A 21,543-nucleotide genomic window follows, 5' to 3' on the forward strand; every position below is an offset into this window, starting at 1 on the left:
TCTTCCTACTTTTGAATGAAAATGCTTCGAAATCTGAATTATTTTTAAAAATGCTCTTCACGTCTAATTTAATATTTGCTAAAATAGGTTGGGTTTGATAAGGACTGAATTTTTGAAAAATTAAGTACCTTTAAAGACAGAAGAAGGTGAATGAATGAAAGTATTTTTAAAATTGATTTGGTTTTTTAAGCTGAGGAAAAAGGAGTATTTAATCGGTCTGTCTATGCTTGGACTTGTGGCGATATTAAATCTTATTCCTCCAAAAGTAATTGGTTATGTCATTGATGAAATTGGAAATGGTGAGCTAACAACTCAATCTCTTGCAAAATGGGTCGGAATTATTATAGTTGTTGCTATTCTTATCTACATCATGCGTTATTATTGGCGACGTATGATATTTGGGTCTTCCACATATTTAGCCAAATTACTGCGTGAGAAGTTATTTCATCATTTTACAAAGATGAGTCCGTCCTTTTACCAGCAGCGACGAGTTGGAGATTTAATGGCTCATGCAACAAATGACATTTCTGCCGTTCAGCAAACAGCTGGAGGTGGCGTTTTAACTCTTTTCGACTCAGTTACTACAGGTGGATTTGTTATTTTAGCAATGGCTATAACTATTGATTGGCGTTTAACTTTAATTGCCTTAATCCCTATGCCATTGATGGCAATCTCAACGAGTTATTACGGAAAGCTTCTGCATTCTAGATTTAGAGAAGCTCAAGCCGCGTTCTCAGACTTAAATGACAAAACACAGGAGAGCATTTCTGGTATTAAGGTTATCAAAACCTTCGGACAGCAAGATGAGGATACAGCTGATTTCACTCGATTATCTAATGATGTTGTGGATAAAAATATGAAGGTTGCAAAAATCGATTCGTTGTTTGATCCAACAATCAGCTTAGTAATAGGCTTTAGCTTTATGCTGAGTCTAGGCTTTGGTGCGAAGTTTATATATGAAGGGTCTATGTCAATCGGTGATTTGGTTGCCTTTAATACTTACTTAGGACTGCTTGTATGGCCAATGTTAGCATTTGGTATGCTGTTTAACATCATGGAGCGCGGCTCTGCCTCATATGACCGAATTGAGCAGCTACTAGAAGTACCGGTAGAAATTGATGACAAAGAAAATGCATTGGATAGTAAACCAAATGGGGATATCGGATTTAAAATTGATGATTTCAAATTCCCTGGAGACCAAGCAAGTGCATTACACAGTGTACATTTTACCTTGAAGCGTGGGGAAACGTTAGGAATTGTAGGGAAAACCGGTTCAGGAAAGACAACGATCTTAAAGCTATTATTACGTGAATTCGAGGGCTATAATGGGGAAATTAGATTTGGAAACCACACCATTGATGATTATAAAAAGCAAAGGTTAAGAGAGGCAATTGGGTATGTACCTCAAGATCATTTTTTATTTTCAACGACAGTTTTTGAAAACATCGCATTTAACAACCCTCAAGAAAATCGAGAAGAGGTTGAGCAGATCGCGAAAATTGCCCATATACATGATGACATTTTACGATTTACAAATGGTTATGAAACAATTGTTGGTGAGCGGGGGGTTTCTTTATCAGGTGGACAAAAACAAAGGATTTCCATTGCACGTGCATTGATGATGAAACCGGAGCTTCTTATTTTAGATGATTCGTTATCGGCTGTTGATGCAAAAACGGAAGAAGCGATTCTTAAGTCTCTTAAGGAAGCACGAGAGGATTCGACAACAATTATTACATCTCACCGTTTAAGTGCAATTGAGCATGCCCATTTAATTATTGTAATGGATGATGGAACAATCGTAGAGCAAGGAACTCATGAGGAATTGATGGCATTACAGGGGAAATATTTCGAAATGTATCAATTGCAGCAGCTTGAAAGATTAGTAGAAAAGGGAGGAGAAGAAATTGAATAATAAGTCCGCCTTTTCTAGTAAAGAACAAACACAAATACTGTTCAGACTGTTATCTTATTTAAAACCCCATAAGAAAGCGGTTTTGCTAGCTTTATTTTTACTTATGCTAACGGTAATTGGAGATGTAACCGGCCCATATCTTATTAAGATATTTCTTGATGATCATGTAGCTACAAATAATTTTGAATTTGAGGCTATTATCTTATTAGCGGTTTCATATTTTATAATCCAAATACTGAATGTCATAATCTCTTATTTTCAGCTTGTAAAATTCCAAGAGATTGCGTTGAAAATCATTCAGCAACTACGTATAGATGTTTTTTCTAAAATCCATCAGCTTGGTATGCGTTATTTTGACGAAACTCCTGCAGGGTCAATTGTATCAAGAGCGACAAATGATACAGAGGCTATAAAGGAGCTATTCGTCTCGGTATTAAGCTCTTTTATACAAGCAGCATTTCTAATTGTAGGGGTATATATCGCTATGTTTTTATTAAATCCGATGCTAGCTTTGTATGCTCTCGTATTACTTCCGTTAATCTTTTTGGTTATCTACTTGTATAGAAAGTTTAGCTCAGTGGTATTTCTGACCATGCGTGAAAAGCTAAGCCAGTTAAATGCAAAATTAGCCGAAAGTTTATCGGGTATGGGAATTATCCAGACATTCCGTCAGGAACAGAGAATATCAGAGGACTTCGACAAAATAAATGATGAGCATTATGCTGCGATGATGAATAATATCAAACTAAATAGTCTTCTACTTAGACCTGTTATTGATTTAATATTCTTCACTGCTATTGTTCTGATCTTGACTTATTTTGGGATGGCTTCCTTTAACACGGCGATAGAGGTGGGAGTAGTCTATGTTTTCATTACGTATATTAACCGATTCTTTGAACCGATTAATAATGTAATGGAGCGTTTAGCATTCTATCAACAAGCTATTGTTGCAGCCTCACGAGTTTTCGCATTGCTTGATAATGAAGATATCGAGCCAAAACAAGAAGAAAGAGAACAAGTTATCTCGAGTGGATTAATTGAGTTTAAAAATGTTACTTTTAGCTACGATGGTAAAGCAAATGTTTTGAAAAACATCTCATTTACTGTGAAACCAGGAGAAACTGTGGCTTTAGTTGGCCATACTGGTAGTGGAAAAAGTTCAATTATTAATCTATTAATGCGTTTTTATGAGTTTGGTGATGGGGATATCTTAATAGATGGAAAATCTATTAAGAGCTATCGTAAAAAGGAGCTGAGAAACAAGCTCGGACTTGTACTTCAAGATCCATTCCTTTTTTATGGGACAATCGAAAGTAATATACGATTGTTTAACTCAAGCTTAACAAAAGAGCAGGTTATTGCTGCAGCGGAATTTGTGCAGGCTGATAAATTTATAGAGCAATTACCAAGTAAATATGACCAACGCGTATCCGAGCGAGGATCTACATTCTCAAGCGGACAAAGACAGCTAGTTGCATTCGCTCGTACAATTGCAACGAATCCTAAAATTTTAGTATTAGATGAAGCAACTGCATCGATTGATACTGAAACAGAGGTTGCGATTCAATCCTCTTTAGAAAAAATGAGAAAAGGGCGTACTACCATTGCTATTGCCCACCGTCTGTCGACAATTCAGGATGCGGAACTAATTTTAGTTTTACACCAAGGAGAAATTGTTGAAAGGGGAACTCACCAAGAGCTTCTTGCGCAAAATGGGTTATACCATAAAATGTATTTATTACAAAATGGGATAGTCGAATAATTTTCTTGAAGGGGTGTTGCTTTGAAGGTAACACTCTTTTCATTTATGTGTGTGTTAAATTAAACGATGAAAATACCATTTACTTCAAATTTCACGAGTACTATAATTGGCTTAGCTTAAAAAAGCAAAAAAATTAAGAAGGTGTCTAAATGAATATAGATCGTAAGGGGATTCTTTATGCAGTTGCTGCATATGGTATATGGGGTATTTTTCCGCTCTACTGGAAGCTACTGGCACATGTAGACAGTTTGGAAGTATTAGTTTCCAGAGTTATTTGGTCCTTTGTGTTTACGTATGTCTTTATAATTCTGATTAAACAAAGACAGTTATTATTAGAGGATTTAAAGTCACTTTGGAAAAATAAAAAATTATTCCTTTCCTTACTAGGTGCATCCTTTGTTATATCCTGCAATTGGTTTCTATATATATTTGCAGTAAATAATAATCACGTGGTTGATGCTAGTCTAGGCTATTATATTAATCCTTTAATAACGGTTGTGTTTGGTATGATTTTCTTTAAGGAGAAGCTTTCTAAATTACAAATAAGTGCCGTTATCGTAGCGTTTCTCGGTGTAGTATCGCTTACTATAGGTTATGGAGAGGTTCCTTGGATCGCATTGTTAATCGCATTTAGTTTTGCTAGCTACAGTGCTCTAAAAAAACAAATCACATTAAATGCAACTCGAGGCTTAGTACTTGAGACAATGCTTATGCTTCCCGTGGCAATAGTTTACTATATTTATATTATGTCTACTAATAAAATGTCCTTTCTACAAATTAATTGGGAGACGGATTTTATATTAGTCCTAGGAGGGATTGTGACAGCTTTTCCGTTAGTCTTATTTGCCAATGGAGCAAAATTACTCCCACAGTATGTAATCGGTTTTATTCAATATATGACGCCGACAATTGTTCTTATATTAGGTATTGTTTTATATCATGAACCATTTACAAAAACAGAATTAATATCATTCTCTTTTATATGGTTATCAATCATAATTTTTACTTTCTCAACGATATATGAATCAAAAAAAAGAATTCAAATTAAGCGAGAAACCGCTAATGTAGATATATAATAATTATTGAATTATTAGAATTTTGTATTGCTTTTTAAATGAATATGATATGATTTTATGTAATAAGTATTAACATCTATCATTTTCACATTTCTTACACATTTTAGACAAAAAATCTTCATACCCATTTCAAAGCATTTTCAGAGAAATTTTGATACTATGAAGACATTAATTGTAAGGAGAGTACACAATGAATACAGATGTAAATATCTTTTTGGCGTTTGGTGCGGGTTTTTTGAGCTTTATCTCACCCTGTACATTACCGCTCTATCCGGCTTTCTTATCCTATATAACAGGTATGAGCTATGATGAACTAAAAAATGAAAAGGGTATGTTGCAAAAACGTGCAATTTTACATACATTATTCTTTTTAATTGGATTTTCAATAATCTTTATTGCTATAGGATTCAGTGCTTCCTTAGCAAAAGAATTCTTCTTGAACTATCAGGTTTTAATGAGACAAATTGGGGCAATTCTCATTGTTGTGTTTGGCTTAATGATTGTAGGGTTACTTCAATTTGATTTTTTAATGAAGGACCGCAAATTTCAGTTTAAAAACAGACCATCAGGTTACTTTGGGTCATTATTAATCGGGTTAGCGTTTGCAGCGGGCTGGACTCCTTGTACAGGTCCAATACTCGCATCAATCATTGCGTTAGCTACTGCAAATCCAGAATCGGGTATTGGATATATGCTCGCTTATTACTTTGGTTTTGCTATTCCATTCTTTGTTTTATCGTTCTTTATCTCAAAACTTGGGTGGATTCGAAATCATAGTCAAAAAATCGTTAAAGTCGGCGGTTATATTATGATTGCTGTCGGGATTTTACTATTTTTTAATGGATTAGATTATATTATTCGCGTTCTATCTCCAATTTTTGGTGGATTTACTGGCTTCTAATCAAAATTATTTTACTTTTCCATTACTAATTAAAACAAAATAATAGATTGATTTATTAAAGAAGGGGAATGAAGGATGCCAACAGTATTAATAGTTGATGACGCACTTTTTATGAGAGTTGCTGTCGGTAATATGTTTAAAGAGTGGGACTTTGTAGTCGTAGGAGAGGCTGCTAATGGTAGAGAAGCGGTCGAACTATATGAAAAATATAAGCCAGATCTTGTTACGATGGATATAACAATGCCCGTAATGTCTGGATTGGATGCAGTTAAAGAAATTATCCCTGCACATCCAGATGCAAATATTATTATGATGACAGCTCTTGGGCAGCAAAGAATCATTGTAGAAGCTATAGAAGCTGGTGCAAAAGACTTTATCACAAAACCTTTCGAAAAAAATCAATTAAAAACGGTTGTCGATAATATTTTAGGCTATGACGAGCCTTAGTGTGAAAGTGTGAAAACCTGCTATAACTAATTAGCAGGTTTTTTTACGGAATTTGTTCTTTTGAGATGAAAATTCTAATTATGCTTTGTGTGGAAAAATATCTATAAATAAGGTATTATCAATACGATATTTATCTTGCCAACTATGATAGGATATAAAATAGAAATAAAGGTAATGATAATACTATTAGAGAGAGATTTACAGAGGAGGGAAGAGTTATGTTAGCAAATATACCTTCTCAATATTTCATTATTGGATCAACAGTTATGGCATTTTTAATGGGTCTATTTGTGATGTTTGTTCGTATTCGCTCCCAAAAGAAACCTGTTAACGCAAAAAAAATATTAATTCCTCCGATTGCCATGTCTTCAGGCGGGTTAATGTTTATTTTTGAAGAATTTCGCATTACACCTATTCAAATATTAGAAGCAGTTGCTGTAGGTGTTGTTTTTTCTACTGTTTTAATTGCAACCTCAAAATTTGAAGTGCGAAATGCAGAAGTTTTTATGAAACGATCAAAAGCATTTTTCTTTATATTAGCCGGTTTATTGATTCTTCGAGTTCTTATGAAAATATACTTATCAGATTCGTTTGATGTCGGTGAGCTAGCAGCAATGTTTTGGATTTTAGCCTTTTCTATGCTTTGGCCATGGAGAATTGCCATGTTATTCCGATATAAGAAAATTGAAAAAACGATAATAGCAGCGTAAAAAAACGGGACCTTCTTATTATAAGAGGGTCCCGTTTTAAAATTATGTAGTCTATATTACTCAAAATAATGTTCGTAGGGAGTAATGTCAATATTTAACTCATCTAGTTTTTTTCTTAAAAACTTATGGTCTCGCTTTGGAGTCGCAATAATATAGCCTCGGATTAATAAGTCATGAGTAATTGATTTAGCTTTTTCCTTTAAAGCAATTTCACCAATTTTGCCTGCAATTTTCTCCTTAGCAACCTGACGAAATAAATCAGGTACCGGACTTACTAGCTCATTTAGCAATTCCTTAGCGTCTTCTCCCCATAAATGATTGGTTTTATCTAGATAATAATTTTGCCAGTCTAAATCTGACCTGCCATCCTTTTTTGGCAACGCTTTTAAAAATTTGCGGAACATAAAGAATCCGCCTATTCCCATTAAGGTAATTAAGACGAAAACCCAAAATACAATAAACCACAAAAACCAACCTTCCAAATTCAAACCGTTCACCTCTTTTACTTCACTATTTCTTATTATAAAAGGAACTAGAAAAGTTTTCACTTTAAATGTCTCTTTTTTTGAAGAAAAAAGATATTTAATAAGTGAAAGGAGGTGATAGAAATGGCAGCATACAATTTTGAAAACGCAACTTTAAGACTTTCTTATGTAACTGGTGTTGATGAAAATGGAAAGGCAATCATTACTTCAAAGACGTACAGAAATTTACAAGAAAACGTTGAAGCAGCTGATGTTTTAGTAGTAGCGCAAGCTCTTTCTAGTCTTTCAAGCTATGATTTTTACTTAGCGAAAAAGATTTTAACAGAAGCGGTTGAAATGTAAAAATGACAAAAGGAAAAGGTGGCGAATTAGATGACACAGGTTTTAGAATTGAAATTTGATACGGCTAATGGCAAATCTATGACATTAACAGTTGATAACCCGAAGGAAAATTTAACGGGGGATGAAGTAGAAAATGCGATGCAAGAAATTATCAGCTCCAATATTTTTCACAATAATGGCGCTAGCTTAGTCGCTATTAACCAGGCACGCATAGTAGAAAGAACTGTATCTGAATTCGAATTTACTGAAGGGAATTAACTAGTTTGAATTTGCCGACAAAATCCATATTATGATTTTGTCGGCTTTTTTTTAAAGGAGGGAATGTTGATGGAGGAATGGGTTCGATTAATTCAAGAAATAGGTTTTCCAATAGTGGTTTCATTTTATTTGTTAAACCGTATTGAAACTAAGCTTGAAGCAATTCACACTGCACTCGTCACAATAAATCACCAATAATCAAATTAAACTATAGAGAATTAGAGTAAAACTTCACAAATTTGTTCGAAATGTGTGTAATTGATTGGTTGTACGATTTATAGTATTTCGATAAGATGGAGAAGGAAAGAGGAGTTGAATACTATTGAGAAAGAAATTAGCGGGTCTTATCGGAATACTTATTCTTTCAGTTGTCTTAAATGCATGCAGCAATTATAAATTTAAAGCAGACACAGAATATGTAATTGATGATTTTAATGTAACCAATCATAAAGGTGAAGAAGTATCCCTTGAAAGCTTGAAAGGGAAGCCGTGGTTAGCGATGTTTATCTTTACAAATTGTACGTCTATCTGTCAGCCGATGACATTTAATATGACAGAGATTCAAACAGAACTACAAGAACGTGGAGTAGAAGACTATAATATTGTAGGGTTTTCAGTAGATCCAGCAAACGACACTCCAGAAGTACTTTCTGAGTACTTAAGCCATTTTACTGTACCGGATGAATCGAAATGGAATTTATTAACTGGATATGACCAAACATGGATTGAGCAATTCTCTGTCAATTCTTTTAAATCCTTAGTTAAAATGCCAAAAGAAGGCGATCAGGTTTTACATGGTTCTAGCTTTTACTTAGTTGATGAAAAAGGGATTGCTGTAAAAAACTACCCGGGTACTGAAGAAGTCCCATATGATACGATTGCTATCGATATTGAAACTTTAATTGAAGAACGTTTAGGTAAATAATATTATTGAAATGGAGCTAGACTTTTAATAGTCTGGCTTTTTTTGCTCTTTTTTTAGAATAATTTAATGAAGATAACAGAAAATAAACAAGTCAAAATTTGATTGGAGGTAAAAAAATGAAAACTGTAAAAGAATTAATGTCTACTAATATCAAAGTGTGTGCACCACATGATTCAGTAACTGCAGCTGCGAAAATTATGCGTGATATTGAATGCGGATCTGTACCGGTTTGTGAAAACAAAAAGGTAGTAGGAATAATTACTGACCGAGATATCGTTATCAATGTAGTAGCAGATGGAAAAGATACAAACACTGTACATTGCCATGACTGCATGACAAGTGATGTTGTAACTTGTACGACAGATACTGATGTACATGAATGTGCACAAATGATGGCACAGCATCAGGTTCGCCGTCTTCCAGTTGTGGAAAATGGAGATATTGTCGGCATTATCGCTATTGGTGATTTAGCGAAAGAAAATATCTTTGCAAATGAGGCAGGAGATGCCCTTAGCGACATCTCAGAGCATTCTCGTTTAGACCATTAAGCACAATAAGTATGTCTATAAGTATCGCAGATTTGAAAATACATCAGGATAGTCTTCGTGCTTTCTGAAGGCAAATTTAAAATTAAAAGCGTGGTGCCCAGTTAGTGAGCACCACGCTTTAGTTTAATTAAAATTCTTTTCTTAACTGCTCGAACACCTGTTTTAGGTCAGCGATAATGTCTTCTGCTTCTTCCACACCAACAGAGAAGCGTAACAGACGATCATCTACACCTCGTGCCACTCGTTCTTCATACGGGATATCAGCATGTGTTTGTGTTGCAGGGTAGGTGATAAAGCTTTCAACACCGCCAAGACTTTCGGCAAAAGTGATTAATTGAATTTTTTGTAAGAATGGGTTCACCATTTCAGCATCCTTTACACGGAATGAAAGCATGCCGCCTTTGCCTGTATACAGCACATCGGTAACAAGTGGTTCTGTCTTTAAATAAGCAGCAACCTTTTTACCGTTAGCATCATGCTGCTTTAAACGCAGATGCATCGTTTTTAGTCCGCGGATGACTAACCAGCTATCCATTGGAGATAGTACCAATCCCATACCATTATGAGCAAAACCTAACTTCTCGCATAATTCTTGTCCTTTAGCAACAACTAATCCTGCTAAAACATCGTTATGACCAGCAATATATTTTGTTGCGCTATGTAACACAATATCTGCACCATGCTCGATAGGGCGCTGGAAATATGGAGTATAGAAAGTGTTGTCTACGATGAATAATAAATTATGCTTTTTACTGATGCTTGCAAATTTATCTAAATCAAATTCTATCATTAAAGGGTTTGTTGGAGTCTCTAAGAAAATTGCCTTTGTATTTTCATTAATAAGTCCTTCAACCTCTTCAATTGATGCAAAATAGACTGGGTTAATATTATAGGTTTCACCAAAGGTTTTTAATAATCGATAAGTACCACCGTAAATATCATCTGGAACGATGATTTCATCGCCTGGTTTGAATAGAGATAAGATTAGCTGGACTGCAGCCATTCCAGAGCTACATGCAAAACCTGCATCTGCATTTTCTAAATCGGCAATCCCTTTTTCGAGAATTTCTCGTGTTGGATTTTTTGTACGTGTATAGTCGTATCCTGTGGATTGACCAATTCCAGCATGCTTATAGGCTGTTGACATGTAAATCGGAGGATTAACGGCTCCTGTTTTAGGATCACTTAAGTTACCTAATTGAACTAGTTTTGTCTCAATTGAACGTTTTGTCACTTTGCTCACTCTTTCTTTTTGAAGATACATTCTACCAAATATTAAGATAAATCAATTTTTTTGATTATTATTCAATTTATCATGTTAAAGTGGCGAAAACAACACTATCAAGCTAGAAATAATTATATATACGGATAAATTCAATAATTTATAACAAAAAAGGTCAATAACCAGTAATAGTTAAACACCTTTTTATATTATGCTTGTTCTTTTTTTAGTAAGTCTCTAATCTCTTTTAATAGCTCTTCCTTAGCATCAAGCACAGGCGCTGCTTTTTCTTCGACAACCTCTTCTTTCTTTTTGCGGTTTATTTTATTAATGAAGCGTAGAGCCATAAAAATAGAAAAGGCGATGATTAAAAAGTCGATAATAGATTGTATAAACACACCTAATTTAATTTGTGCTTGACCTGGACCGAACATAAAGCTCTGTGTTAGATCTACTCCTCCGGTTAACATGCCGACAAGAGGCATAATAATATTCTCAACTAATGAAGTTACGATTTTGCCGAAAGCACCGCCAATAACGACCCCAATAGCTAAATCGAGTATATTTCCCTTCATGGCAAATTCTTTAAATTCTTTCCACATACATTTGCATCTCCTTGCATTTTCATATTTATTTAGTATAAAATGGTACTTCTTAATAATCTATTATTCTTTTGAAGAATTTATCGAAATATGTCTAAAGTAGTAAGTGGTTGAAGACAAATTTAAAGTGGATGTGGCCAAAGTGGTGAAAAATAATTACAAGAAGAAAAAGAAAAAATTAAAAAAGCCAATCCTAACACCAGGTGTGAAAATTTTCCTGATCGTTTTATTACTCCCCATCTCTATAACGGTTTATTCACTAGTCGTATTTGCTTGGGGTGGCATAAGCAATCTTCCTTTTATTCAAAACTTTTCACAAAGTGAAGTAGAAAAAATACAATCAGAATTCGATCTTCAAATCCCCGAAGAATATATTCCAATTTATATATCAGCAGCCAATACCTACAGTGTTCCTTGGACACTTTTAGCTGCACATCATCGTGTAGAAACTCGTTTTTCTACAATGAAATCGCTTGTTTCTCCAGTTGGGGCTGAAGGGCATATGCAGTTTATGCCATGTACTTTTGTTGGCTGGAGCCATCCGACCTGTTCTAATTTGGGTGAAGGAGATATACCAGAAAGTGAAAAAACGAATCCACAAACAATCAAAAAATATGGTGGCTATGGAGTAGATGCAAATGGTGATGGAGTAGCAGATCCATTTGACATTGAAGATGCAATTTATAGTGCGGCAAATTATCTCTCACGTGCAGGGGCATCTGAAGGGGAACTTAAAAAGGCAATTTTCAATTATAATCATAGTGATAAATACGTTGAGGATATTCTATTTTATTATCACCAATATGAAGAGGTTAGCGATGATCTTGTTCAGACTGTTTTTTATAGCAAATAAAGAAATCAACTGCAAAAGCGCAGTTGATTTCTTTATTAATTATTTAATTATGTTGCTTTTCTCATTGAACGCATAATCAAGCTTACGATAAAGATTAGTACGATTGCTCCGATTAAGGCAGGGAATACATAGAAGTCAGATACTTGCCAGCCCCAGTTACCTAATACGGCACTACCTATCCAAGAACCAACGATACCTGCAATAATATTACCAATAACTCCACCAGGAACATCTCTACCGATAATTACTCCTGCTAACCAACCTAATACTCCGCCAATAATTAAAAACCAAATGAAACTCATCATATGATTGTCAACTCCTTTTTCTTTATTAAAAGCGTGTACTAACTTATATCCTGAAAACTGCACTTCTAAACTTACTTTTCGAAAACGGACAGTCATTACACCTTTTCACTAAATAATATGCGCATTTTTTACTAAATGAATGCATTCAGATGTAATAAATGCATGAGATCATTTATTAATGTATTAAGAACGAATTCACAATTTGTTCAAAATATTTTGATTTTTTTAAACTTTGGGAGTATAATTTCTTCAAGCAGTACAAAAAATCTTATATAATGGGGTGTTTTAAATGAATATGAAAGTTATGAAAAAATTAAATCGCCAAGGATTTGTAATTGCCTTTCTTCACGCCGTCATATTGTTGAACCTCTCATTGGATATCTTTTACCTGAAATAATTATAAATTCCTCAGTCTAGCTATTTTTTAGCTAGACTTTTATTATTTTTAAATAAAATTCTTTTAAAAACTTCTTACATATTTATGATATTTCTAATACATATATCGAAATTTTTTTTGATTTGCAACTTTGAAAATTGTAATAAATTACTTGGTTAATAATAGAAAAATTAAAATTGTCAAATTTTCGAAAAAGTTTACTGAAACAGAAATTCTAAGTAATAGTAAGCATGTAAACGATTTCATATTTTAAAGTTTTTAGAATTGTCTAAATAATTCTAAATATTCTATTGACTGTAATGGCTTTTATGTACTATGATAGCAACAATTTAAGAAGTTCGTAATTTTAAAACGAACACAATCATGTGACTTAAGGGGAAGCTGATTGTAAATAATTAATTCTATCTATCTTTTGATAAAGTAATAGATATTCTGAGGGGCGTTTTAAATATGAGAAGTGACATGATTAAAGTAGGAGTTGATCGTGCTCCTCACCGTAGTCTTTTATATGCGACTGGAAAGGTGAAAGCAAAAGATCTTGGAAAACCATTTATCGGTGTATGTAATTCCTATATCGATATCATTCCAGGGCACGTTCACCTACGTGGATTTGCTGATGTGGTAAAGGAAGCTATTATAGAAGCAGGTGGGATACCGTTCGAATTTAATACTATCGGAGTCGATGACGGCATTGCCATGGGGCATATTGGTATGCGATATTCCTTACCAAGCCGTGAGTTAATTGCAGACTCTGCTGAAACGGTTATTAACGCACACTGGTTTGATGGTGTGTTTTACATACCAAACTGTGACAAAATTACACCAGGTATGTTAATGGCAGCTGTACGTACGAACGTACCATCAATTTTCGTATCAGGCGGACCAATGGAAGCAGGTACATCTGCTTCTGGTAAACAATTATCATTAACCTCTGTATTTGAGGGTGTTGGTGCGCATAAATCTGGTACGATGACTGCTGAAGAGCTATTAGATATTGAAAATAATGCTTGTCCTACATGTGGTTCATGTTCAGGGATGTTTACAGCAAACTCCATGAACTGTTTAATGGAGATGCTAGGTGTTGCTCTACCAGGAAACGGAACAATCGTTGCAACTAGTGAACAACGCTATGAACTCATTCGTGAAGCAGCTAAACAATTAGTTAGAATGGTAAAAGAGGATATTAAACCTCGAGATATTATTACGAAAGAAGCAATTGATGATGCCTTTGCTTTAGATATGGCAATGGGTGGGTCAACAAACACGGTACTTCATACATTAGCAATTGCTAACGAAGCAGAAATTGATTATAACCTTGAGGAGATTAATAAAGTAGCTGCTCGAGTTCCATATCTAGCAAAAATTATGCCAGCCTCTGATATCTCGATGGATGATATTAATAAGGCAGGCGGTGTTAGCTCGATCATCAATGAGCTAACTAAAATACCTGGTGCAATCCATCCGGATCGAATTACGGTTGCTGGACAGACAATGCGTGAGCTAGTAAAAGATCATGTCATTACAAATGATCAAGTAATTCGAACAAAAGATAATCCATTTAGTCCTGTAGGTGGTTTATCTGTTCTATACGGAAATATAGCTCCAGAGGGGTCTGTTATAAAAGTGGGTGCAGTTGACCCTTCAATACAAACCTTTGTAGGCGATGCAATTGTTTTTGATTCACAAGATGAAGCCCAAATGGCGATTGATAATGGCACAGTAAAAGCTGGCCATGTGGTAGTTATACGATACGAAGGTCCAAAGGGTGGACCAGGAATGCCTGAGATGCTAGCACCAACCTCTGCTATAATGGGGCGCGGATTAGGGACAAAGGTTGCCTTAATAACGGATGGTCGTTTTAGTGGGGCATCCCGTGGTATTTCAATTGGTCATATATCTCCAGAGGCTGCTGAAGGTGGTCCAATCGCACTTATAGAAAATGGCGATAAAATAATAATTGACTTACCAAATAGAACTATTAATTTGGATGTAGCAGATGAAGTGTTATCTGAGCGTCGTCAAAGCTTAAAACCATTTGAACCGAAAATTAAAAAAGGTTGGCTTGCGAGATATTCAAAACTTGTAACAAATGCTTCTAAAGGCGGCGTTATGAAAATATAATGCACACGTAGCAAATGTTTTAATGTACTAGTCAAACAAACTAAAACTAAAAATGTTGTAAGTGAATAGATAAATTCGATGATGAGGTAAAAGGATATAGAGCCTTGTATCTACCAGAGAGTCGGTATTGCTGGAAGCCGACGATACAACTATATCCGACATCCCCTCGGAGTGAGCTATTAAACGCTTTAAAGCCATTAGATAGCTCCGGGCATATTTCGAAATGCTCGTTATTAATGAATAGTGTACCTAATCTTGTTGCACAAAAGTGGTTTCTTACTATATAGTAGCCACTTTAGTAGATTGGTAATTCCCACTATTCGCGAGGTAGCTTATTTAGCTATGAACAAGGGTGGTACCATGAAAGTCTTTTTCATCCCTACGTAAAGGTTTTCTTTGCGTTGGAGAAAAAAGGCTTTTTTATTTTTTAAAATTAAGGGAGGAGTTAACAAATGGCTGCTAACGTATCCACAACGGATGAACAAAAAGATGCAATCGCAACAACTCAATTACAAACAGAAGTAACAAATAAACCAAGAAACGGTGCAGATGTTTTAATACAAGCTTTACATGACCAAAAGGTTGACATTGTTTTTGGCTACCCTGGAGGAGCTGTTCTACATGTATATGATGCATTGTATAGAAATCCGATTCGCCATATTTTAACCAGACATGAACAAGGAGCAATTCATGCAGCGGAAGGATATGCACGTGTATTAAATAAACCTGGTGTAGTAATAGCAACGAGTGGTCCGGGTGCAACTAACCTGGTAACTGGGATTGCAGATGCGATGATTGATTCAATACCATTAGTTGTTTTCACTGGTCAGGTAGCAACTAATGTAATAGGCTCAGATGCTTTCCAGGAAGCTGACATCATGGGCATTACAACACCTATTACTAAGCATAATTATCAGGTTCAGGATGTAAATGACATTCCACGTATTGTAAAAGAAGCATTCCATATTGCAAATACTGGTCGTAAAGGTCCTGTGTTAATCGACTTCCCTAAAAATATATCTGCTTCTGTTTTTGATGAAGCATTAGCTGAGTCTAGTAGAGAAGAAGAGTTGTATTTACCAGGCTACCAACCGAATACAAAACCTAATTTCTTGCAGATCCAAAAAGCAATTCAAGCGATAGGTGAGGCTAAGCAGCCATTAATTTTAGCTGATGCGGGAGTTTTATTTGCTGATGCACGCCAAGAATTATCTGAATTTGCCGAAAAATATAAATTACCAGTTATTAATACCTTACTTGGTTTAGGAAGCATTCACGGTCAGCACGAACTAAACTTTGGTATGGCTGGTATGCATGGTGCGGGTGTAGCAAATGATGCAATCCAAAAAGCGGATTTACTTATTAATATTGGTGCTCGCTTTGATGATCGTCTAACAGGGGATACAAAGCTGTTTGCACCAAATGCAACTATCATTCATATTGATATCGATCCAGCAGAAATTGGAAAGAATATTCCAACTGCTATTCCGATTGTAGCAGATGCTAAGGAAGCTCTTACCGCTTTACTAAAGAAAGATTTTGAAGGGCCGGATACAACAGACTGGTTAGCATACTTATACGAAAAACAACATGATACACCATATTGGTATGTAGAAGATGAAAAGGAAATTTTACCACAGCAAATTATTGAGATGGTTCACACAATTACAAATGGAGATGCAGTAGTGACAACGGATGTAGGTCAGCATCAAATGTGGGCTGCACAATACTACAAACTAAATCATGATCATCAATGGGTGACTTCGGGCGGCCTTGGAACAATGGGCTTTGGCTTCCCAGCTGCTATTGGTGCACAATTTGCTAAACCAGATAAGAAGGTAATTACGTTTTGTGGGGATGCTGGTTTCCAAATGACATTACAAGAACTAGCCTTATTAAATGAGTTCAATCTACCTGTAAAGGTTGTTATCGTAAACAATGGGGCACTTGGTATGGTACGACAATGGCAGGAGTTATTCTACGATGGTCGCTATTCACAAAGTCTAATGCCAGTTCAACCGGATTTCGTGAAGCTAGCAGAAGCATATGGAGTAAAAGGATATCGCATTAACACGCTTGATGAAGCACACACAATTTTAGAAGAAGCATTAAATTCTGATGAGCCTGTAGTAATTGATGCAAGAGTTAAGCAATTAGAAAACGTATATCCAATGGTTCCTGCAGGAAAATCCTTGGATGATATTGTAGGGGTGAAGAAATTTTGAAGCGAGTAATAACAGTAACTGTACTTAACCAAAGTGGTGTTTTAAATCGGGTCACGGGTTTACTAATGAAACGTCAATTTAATATCGAATCTATTACAGTAGGTCACACAGAGCAAGCGAATGTCTCCAAAATGACATTTGTTGTACATGTGGCCGATGAAACAAAGCTTGAGCAATTAGTTAAGCAATTATCAAAGCAAATTGATGTTTTGAAGGTAAATGACATTACAGAAAAATCAATAGTTTTAAGAGAATTAGCTCTTATTAAAGTAGTTTCGCCAGCTAATCTCAGACATGAAATGAACTCGATTGTTGAACCTTTTAGACCTCAAATAATTGATACGTCTAAAAATGTTGTCACATATCAAGTGGTTGGTCAACCTGACAAAATCGATGCTTTTATCGAGCTGATTCGACCATATGGCATTAAAGAGTTAACGCGAACAGGTGTGACAGCATCTGTTCGTGAATCCCAGCCTATTGAAACACCGCAACTTTCTATTCTTAAGTAAGGTTACTTACAAGATAGTTGGTATATAAATCGATGATGCGTTTAAACGTGTTGTCTAGTATTAAAAAAATAGAAACCCATATTAGGAGGAAAAGAAAATGACAAAAATGTACTATCAAAACGAAATCAATGAGGCTCCATTAAAAGGAAAGAAAATCGCAATCATCGGCTACGGCTCTCAAGGTCATGCCCATGCACAAAACCTGAAGGATTCTGGATTCGATGTAGTAGTAGGGGTACGTCCTGGTAAATCCTTCGACCAAGCGCGTGAAGATGGATTAGAGGTTAAAACTGTTGCTGAAGCAGCAGCTGAAGCTGATATCATTCAAATCCTTCTTCCAGATGAGCGACAAAAACAAGTTTATGAGGCTGAAATTGCACCATACTTAGAACCAGGTAAAGCATTAATGTTCGCACATGGCTTTAATATTAACTTTGGTCAAATTGTGCCACCAGCTGACATTGACGTATTCTTAGTAGCACCAAAAGGTCCGGGTCACTTAGTACGTCGTACATTTGTTCAAGGTGCAGGTGTTCCGGCATTATTTGCAATCTATCAAAATGCTACTGGTGAAGCACGTGAACTAGCTTTAGCTTATGGTAAGGGTGTTGGTGCTGCTCGTGCTGGTATGTTAGAAACGACATTTAAAGAAGAAACTGAAACGGATCTTTTCGGTGAGCAAGCTGTACTTTGTGGAGGAACAACCGAATTAATCAAAGCTGGCTTCGAAACTCTGGTTGAGGCTGGATATCAGCCTGAGTTAGCTTATTTTGAAACTTTACATGAATTAAAGTTAATCGTTGACCTTATCTATGAAGGTGGTATGGAAACAATGCGTTATTCAGTTTCAGATACTGCTGAATGGGGAGATTATGTAACTGGACCTCGTATCATTGATGGGTCAGTAAAAGCTCGCATGAAGGAAGTATTAACTGATATCCAAGACGGTACTTTTGCGAAAGACTGGATTAAAGAAAACGAAACTGGCCGCCCTCGCTACAATGCATACAAAAAAGCTGGTGCAGAACACCAAATTGAAGAGGTTGGCTCTAAATTACGTGAAATGATGCCATTTATTAATGAAGGCAAGAAACAAGTGGTGATTAAGTAGTGCGCAAAATTGACATTTTCGATACAACACTTCGTGATGGAGAACAGTCCGCAGGTATTAATTTGAATACTGCAGAAAAAATCGAAATCGCTAAGCAGCTAGAACGTCTAGGAGTAAGCATTATTGAAGCAGGTTTTCCTGCTTCAAGTCCTGGCGATTTCGAGGCAGTAAACAAAATTGCAAGAACTGTTAAGAATTCAATTGTTACTGGTCTTGCTCGCTGTGTAAAAAGTGATATTGATACAACGTGGGAAGCTATTAAGGTTGCTGAACAGCCGCATATTCATGTTTTTCTAGCAACAAGTCCCATTCATATGGAATACAAATTAAAGAAGTCGCCAGATCAAGTTCTTGAACAAGCGGTAGAAACAGTTAAATATGCGAAAAAATTCTTCCCACTTGTTCAATGGTCTGCTGAAGATGGTTTCCGCTCAGACCGTGACTTCTTAGCTCGAATTATTGAAAAGGTAATCGAGGCTGGAGCTACGACTATTAATGTTCCAGATACAGTAGGCTATGCATCACCACAAGAGTATGGAGAGCTTTTCAAATTCTTGCGTGAAAACGTCCGCGGGGCTGATAATGTGAAATTTTCGGCTCATTGCCATGATGACCTTGGTATGGCTGTAGCTAACTCGATTGCAGCAATTCAAAATGGTGCTGACCAGGTGGAATGTACCATCAATGGTATTGGTGAACGTGCAGGTAATGCCTCACTTGAAGAGATCGGTGTTGCAATGCATATTCGAAACGACCTTTACCAGGTTGAAACAGGCTTGAACTTAAAGGAAATTAAACGAACTTCTCAATTGGTTAGTCGTTTAACTGGAGTTGTTATTCAGCCAAATAAAGCAGTAGTTGGTAAAAATGCCTTTGCACATGAATCAGGAATTCACCAGGATGGTGTATTGAAAAATAAAGAAACCTACGAGATCATCTCGCCAGAATTAGTTGGTGAGGGAGAGGTTCCTTTAGTTTTAGGTAAGCACTCTGGACGTGCTGCATTCCGTGATCGTGCGGAAAAAATGGGCTTTGACTTGTCAGATGATAAATTAAATAAAGCTTTCCAGGAGTTTAAAAAACTGGCTGACCGAAAAAAAGTAATTACAGAAGAAGACTTAATGACGCTCCTAACAGAACAGCAAGTATTAATAGAGGATGTTCCGTTATTTGAATTGAAATCAGTTCAGGTTTCTTATGGAACTGAAAACATTCCAACAGCTACTGCATCTGTCGTTACACCAGAAGGAGAGGTAAAAACTCTAGCTGCTACAGGGTCAGGTTCTGTGGAAGCGATATTTAATACACTGGAGCAATTAGTGAATGCTACGGTAAATATACTTGACTTCCGTGTGAAATCGGTAGGAAAAGGTAGAGATGCTTTAGGAGATGCACTTGTAAATTTACGATATAACGGCTATACATCAACTGGGCGCGATGCTTCTCAGGATGTTCTTGAAGCAACAGCAAAAGCCTATTTAAATGCTATTAATCGTCATTTAATCCAAGATAGTATTCGCAGCAAGGAAACTGCTGAGGTTTAAATTGTTCTATTACTAGATAACTGAACTTTCGATAAGATTATAGAGGCTTAATGTAATAGCATTTTCTTTTTTGTAATTCAAATCAACAAGAAAAAGCCATCAAAGACAAACTTTGATGGCATTTCTTTAAACGTACGCTTTAGCGTAAAACAGTATAGAAAGGTGTTTTTGCAGGTGGAAAAGAAAATTACAGTACTTCCTGGGGATGGCATTGGACCAGAAGTGGTTGCAGCGGCAATTAGAGTTTTACAAGTTATCGCAAAACGTTACAAGCATGATTTCCAGTTAGGATATGCTGCAATTGGTGGAGCGGCAATTGATCAGTTCCAGGACCCACTTCCTATTGAAACGATTGAGATGTGTAGGGAAAGTGATGCAGTTTTATTAGGCGCAGTTGGAGGACCCAAATGGGATAACAACCCTGCTGAGCTACGTCCAGAAAAAGGTTTGCTTCGAATTCGTAAAACCTTTGACTTATTTGCCAATCTCCGACCAGTTAAAGCATTCCCAAGCCTACTTGATGCCTCTCCGTTAAAACGCGAAGTAGCAGAAAATGTTGATTTGATGATTGTACGTGAACTAACAGGTGGAATCTATTTCGGAGAAAAGAATCGTTCAGAAGTAGAAGCAAGCGATTTAAATATCTATACTCGTGAAGAGATTGAACGCATCGTTGACAATGCTTTTATACTTGCAAAACTTCGTAAAGGCAAGCTTTGCTCTGTTGACAAAGCAAACGTGCTAGAGACGTCAAGACTATGGCGTCAAATTGTCGAGGAGAAGAAGGTGCAATATCCTGAGGTTATTGTAGAACATAATTTAGTAGACTCTGTTGCCATGAAGCTAATTACAAATCCAGCACACTATGATGTAGTAGTAACAGATAATATGTTTGGAGATATTTTAAGTGATGAGGCCTCTGTCATTACGGGTTCTCTTGGGGTATTACCATCAGCTTCTATACGTAGTGATAATTTCGGTTTATATGAGCCAGTTCATGGTTCTGCTCCTGAAATAGCAGGTGAAGGCATTGCAAATCCAGCGGCAACAATTCTTTCGGTTGCCATGATGCTTCGTTATTCCTTCAATCTTCAAGAGGAAGCCGCAGAAATTGAACGCGCAGTTAGTAGTGTATTTAACGATGGCTACTTCACGGCAGATTTAGTGAAGGATCAAAGTCGTGCGCTAACAACTGATGAATGGACAGATAAAGTTATCGCTGAGATCGATACTAGTTTTGTTGCAGATAGTATTATGGAATCATATATTTAAGGATTGGTGA

Annotated in this window: 22 protein-coding genes; 18 read left to right on the forward strand and 4 right to left on the reverse strand. The window is 36.1% G+C overall.

Annotation, left to right across the window (positions count from 1 at the left end; translation table 11 throughout):
• The first annotated feature begins 154 nt into the window (after positions 1–154).
• The 6 genes from BJ095_RS06180 (at position 155) to BJ095_RS06205 (ending at position 6,811) form a co-directional block, all read left to right on the forward strand.
• Positions 155–1,915 carry an ABC transporter ATP-binding protein gene (locus tag BJ095_RS06180; RefSeq protein ID WP_107933399.1) on the forward strand — a complete coding sequence of 587 codons (1,761 nt, stop codon included), beginning with the start codon at positions 155–157 and terminating at the stop codon, positions 1,913–1,915.
• Positions 1,908–3,677: an ABC transporter ATP-binding protein gene (locus BJ095_RS06185; protein ID WP_107933401.1), complete on the forward strand. Its 1,770-nt coding sequence runs from the start codon at positions 1,908–1,910 to the stop codon at positions 3,675–3,677. The genes BJ095_RS06180 and BJ095_RS06185 overlap by 8 nt, the downstream gene beginning before the upstream one ends.
• A gap of 149 nt (positions 3,678–3,826) precedes the next feature.
• Entirely contained in the window at positions 3,827–4,753 is a 927-nt protein-coding gene (gene rarD / locus BJ095_RS06190; protein ID WP_107933403.1) for an EamA family transporter RarD, read from the forward strand.
• Positions 4,754–4,943: 190 nt separating this feature from the next.
• The gene (locus BJ095_RS06195; RefSeq protein WP_107933405.1) at positions 4,944–5,654 is read left to right on the forward strand and encodes a cytochrome c biogenesis CcdA family protein; all 711 of its coding nucleotides are present in this window, start codon (positions 4,944–4,946) and stop codon (positions 5,652–5,654) included.
• Positions 5,655–5,729: 75 nt separating this feature from the next.
• Positions 5,730–6,101, forward strand: coding sequence for a response regulator (locus BJ095_RS06200; RefSeq protein ID WP_107933407.1), 372 nt, complete (start codon positions 5,730–5,732; stop codon positions 6,099–6,101).
• A 218-nt stretch (positions 6,102–6,319) separates the two neighbouring features.
• Positions 6,320–6,811: a CcdC family protein gene (locus BJ095_RS06205; protein WP_107933409.1), complete on the forward strand. Its 492-nt coding sequence runs from the start codon at positions 6,320–6,322 to the stop codon at positions 6,809–6,811.
• A 56-nt stretch (positions 6,812–6,867) separates the two neighbouring features.
• Here the strand turns inward: BJ095_RS06205 and BJ095_RS06210 are convergent, their stop codons facing one another.
• Entirely contained in the window at positions 6,868–7,308 is a 441-nt protein-coding gene (locus tag BJ095_RS06210; protein ID WP_181417978.1) for a DUF2621 domain-containing protein, read from the reverse strand.
• A gap of 111 nt (positions 7,309–7,419) precedes the next feature.
• On the opposite strand from BJ095_RS06210, the gene BJ095_RS06215 reads away from it, so the two are divergent.
• The 5 genes from BJ095_RS06215 to BJ095_RS06235 all read left to right on the forward strand — a co-directional run bounded on the left by BJ095_RS06215 (position 7,420) and on the right by BJ095_RS06235 (position 9,369).
• Entirely contained in the window at positions 7,420–7,638 is a 219-nt protein-coding gene (locus tag BJ095_RS06215) for a DUF1659 domain-containing protein (protein ID WP_107933410.1), read from the forward strand.
• Positions 7,639–7,668: 30 nt separating this feature from the next.
• On the forward strand, positions 7,669–7,896 hold the full coding sequence (locus BJ095_RS06220; protein WP_107933412.1) for a DUF2922 domain-containing protein: 228 nt from the start codon (positions 7,669–7,671) through the stop codon (positions 7,894–7,896).
• A gap of 69 nt (positions 7,897–7,965) precedes the next feature.
• Positions 7,966–8,094 carry a YvrJ family protein gene (locus tag BJ095_RS06225; protein ID WP_107933414.1) on the forward strand — a complete coding sequence of 43 codons (129 nt, stop codon included), beginning with the start codon at positions 7,966–7,968 and terminating at the stop codon, positions 8,092–8,094.
• A 124-nt stretch (positions 8,095–8,218) separates the two neighbouring features.
• Positions 8,219–8,821, forward strand: a complete 603-nt coding sequence (locus BJ095_RS06230; protein WP_107933416.1) for an SCO family protein — start codon at positions 8,219–8,221, stop codon at positions 8,819–8,821.
• A gap of 116 nt (positions 8,822–8,937) precedes the next feature.
• Positions 8,938–9,369, forward strand: a complete 432-nt coding sequence (locus tag BJ095_RS06235; RefSeq protein ID WP_107933418.1) for a CBS domain-containing protein — start codon at positions 8,938–8,940, stop codon at positions 9,367–9,369.
• Between the two features lie 127 nt (positions 9,370–9,496).
• Here the strand turns inward: BJ095_RS06235 and BJ095_RS06240 are convergent, their stop codons facing one another.
• Complete coding sequence (locus BJ095_RS06240) at positions 9,497–10,603, reverse strand: methionine biosynthesis PLP-dependent protein (RefSeq protein WP_107933420.1); 1,107 nt, start codon at positions 10,601–10,603, stop codon at positions 9,497–9,499.
• Between the two features lie 197 nt (positions 10,604–10,800).
• Positions 10,801–11,193, reverse strand: a complete 393-nt coding sequence (mscL, locus tag BJ095_RS06245; protein WP_107933421.1) for a large conductance mechanosensitive channel protein MscL — start codon at positions 11,191–11,193, stop codon at positions 10,801–10,803.
• Positions 11,194–11,299: 106 nt separating this feature from the next.
• Between mscL and BJ095_RS06250 the strand changes: the two genes are divergently transcribed.
• On the forward strand, positions 11,300–12,046 hold the full coding sequence (locus BJ095_RS06250; RefSeq protein WP_404426983.1) for a lytic transglycosylase domain-containing protein: 747 nt from the start codon (positions 11,300–11,302) through the stop codon (positions 12,044–12,046).
• 47 nt (positions 12,047–12,093) lie between these two features.
• Here the strand turns inward: BJ095_RS06250 and BJ095_RS06255 are convergent, their stop codons facing one another.
• A complete protein-coding gene (locus BJ095_RS06255) occupies positions 12,094–12,351 on the reverse strand; it encodes a GlsB/YeaQ/YmgE family stress response membrane protein (RefSeq protein ID WP_107933495.1) in 258 nt (85 codons plus the stop codon).
• 847 nt (positions 12,352–13,198) lie between these two features.
• Here BJ095_RS06255 and ilvD point away from each other — a divergent pair.
• From ilvD to leuB, 6 genes are all read left to right on the forward strand, one after another.
• The gene (gene ilvD, locus BJ095_RS06260; protein WP_107933423.1) at positions 13,199–14,869 is read left to right on the forward strand and encodes a dihydroxy-acid dehydratase; all 1,671 of its coding nucleotides are present in this window, start codon (positions 13,199–13,201) and stop codon (positions 14,867–14,869) included.
• 452 nt (positions 14,870–15,321) lie between these two features.
• Complete coding sequence (gene ilvB, locus BJ095_RS06265; protein WP_110561291.1) at positions 15,322–17,094, forward strand: biosynthetic-type acetolactate synthase large subunit; 1,773 nt, start codon at positions 15,322–15,324, stop codon at positions 17,092–17,094.
• Complete coding sequence (ilvN, locus tag BJ095_RS06270) at positions 17,091–17,606, forward strand: acetolactate synthase small subunit (protein WP_107933427.1); 516 nt, start codon at positions 17,091–17,093, stop codon at positions 17,604–17,606. The genes ilvB and ilvN overlap by 4 nt, the downstream gene beginning before the upstream one ends.
• Positions 17,607–17,703: 97 nt before the next feature.
• Positions 17,704–18,717: a ketol-acid reductoisomerase gene (gene ilvC / locus BJ095_RS06275; RefSeq protein ID WP_107933429.1), complete on the forward strand. Its 1,014-nt coding sequence runs from the start codon at positions 17,704–17,706 to the stop codon at positions 18,715–18,717.
• Positions 18,717–20,261, forward strand: coding sequence for a 2-isopropylmalate synthase (locus BJ095_RS06280; protein WP_107933430.1), 1,545 nt, complete (start codon positions 18,717–18,719; stop codon positions 20,259–20,261). Before ilvC ends, BJ095_RS06280 begins: the two co-directional genes overlap by 1 nt.
• Positions 20,262–20,435: 174 nt before the next feature.
• The gene (gene leuB, locus BJ095_RS06285; protein ID WP_107933432.1) at positions 20,436–21,533 is read left to right on the forward strand and encodes a 3-isopropylmalate dehydrogenase; all 1,098 of its coding nucleotides are present in this window, start codon (positions 20,436–20,438) and stop codon (positions 21,531–21,533) included.
• Positions 21,534–21,543 lie beyond the last annotated feature (10 nt).

The sequence above is a fragment of the Ureibacillus chungkukjangi genome (assembly GCF_003217295.1).
GTDB lineage: Bacteria > Bacillota > Bacilli > Bacillales_A > Planococcaceae > Ureibacillus > Ureibacillus chungkukjangi.